The 1321-nt window shown below is 43.1% G+C and carries 1 protein-coding gene; it reads right to left on the reverse strand.

The features are described from left to right. A partial coding sequence (gene cimH, locus ACWHAR_RS21640) for a citrate/malate transporter CimH (protein ID WP_452087790.1) occupies positions 1–952 on the reverse strand: 952 nt, incomplete at its 3' end. Positions 953–1321 lie beyond the last annotated feature (369 nt).

Below are 1321 nucleotides of genomic sequence, written 5' to 3' on the forward strand. Positions count from 1 at the left end.
GCTTGATTAGAACAGCCAGTAACAGCATGGCAACGGGTGCCGGAAAACCGAAAAAATCGTGAGCGAGCATGCCGACTAAGTATAAAGAAACAGCAAGGATACCGCCTGACGCAAATAAAGAAAGATTGAACATTTGCTGTCCGCTTTGTGATTCCTCCAGCGCAGGGGACTCTTCTTCGGAGCGGTCCACTTTGCCGTTGCCTGTCCATTCCGGTTTTTTCTTTCCGATTCGGTTCAGCAATCCCGCTAGAATAATCGCGCACAAGCTGCCCAGCATAATCGATGGCAGAACAAGTGCGAACGCTTCCCCTTGAGAAATGGGCATGATGTCAGAATAGCCGATGGACAGCGGGATAGCGCCTTCTCCGACTCCTCCAGCCATGATCGGAATGACAATGTACAGCAGGGTATGCTGAAATCCGAGTCCGAGCAATGTCCCGACAGCCAGTCCGACAATAGCGGCTGTGACAGAACCGACAATAAGCGGAATAAAGATTTTCATGAATGCTTTTACGAGTGTTTCTCTTTTCATGCCGAGAATGCTTCCGACGACAATACCGGCAATAAACAAATATAGAAAGTTTGAGTTTTCTGTAAATTCCGTGGTGGATTTGACGATATCATTAGGCAGCAGGTGATAGTACACGACAGCGGACGGAATAAAAGTAGCTAGGATGGCAGGGCCGCCGATAGAACGAACAATCGGAATCGATTTGCCGATTTGGGCAAAGGTAAACCCGAAAAACGCCATGACGGCGATGGATGTCAAAATGTCACTTTTTACATCGTGATGCATAACAAAAACAATGATTAATATAAACAGCAAGGCATACACAGGAAGCGGTATGATGCCTACTTTTATATTCATGGCTTTTGCAAAGCAATTCTCTTTTCGAACCCCTTCGTGAATTGTATCCGTTTGCAATTGCATGTGTGTTTGAAGCTCTCCCATTGAAAAACCTCCCCTATTCTTGATGCAGTGAAATTGTTCACTATGTTAAGCATACTAAAAAATTGAAATTATTAATATATTAAAAATTTACTATTCAACTTTTCTCCTCTTGCCGGTTCAAATGAAAAGAGGCATCCTTCCTAAAATCTGTTTATGACGGAGTGCTGGGAAACGAGTGCTGGTGCAGGGCAAGCATTTTGTTCGCAAGGAACGATGTGTTGATGTACGATAATAAAGGGTCATTTATCCTAGCAGCCGACATAAATAATCAACAAAATAGACAAAAATCCGTCACATAGTGCGGGACTTTTTAGGTATTTTAGGCTTTATTTTTGAAATGAATCGTTGTAAAGTACTTAATATGAACCA

The sequence above is a fragment of the Bacillus sp. LR--39 genome, assembly GCF_053613335.1.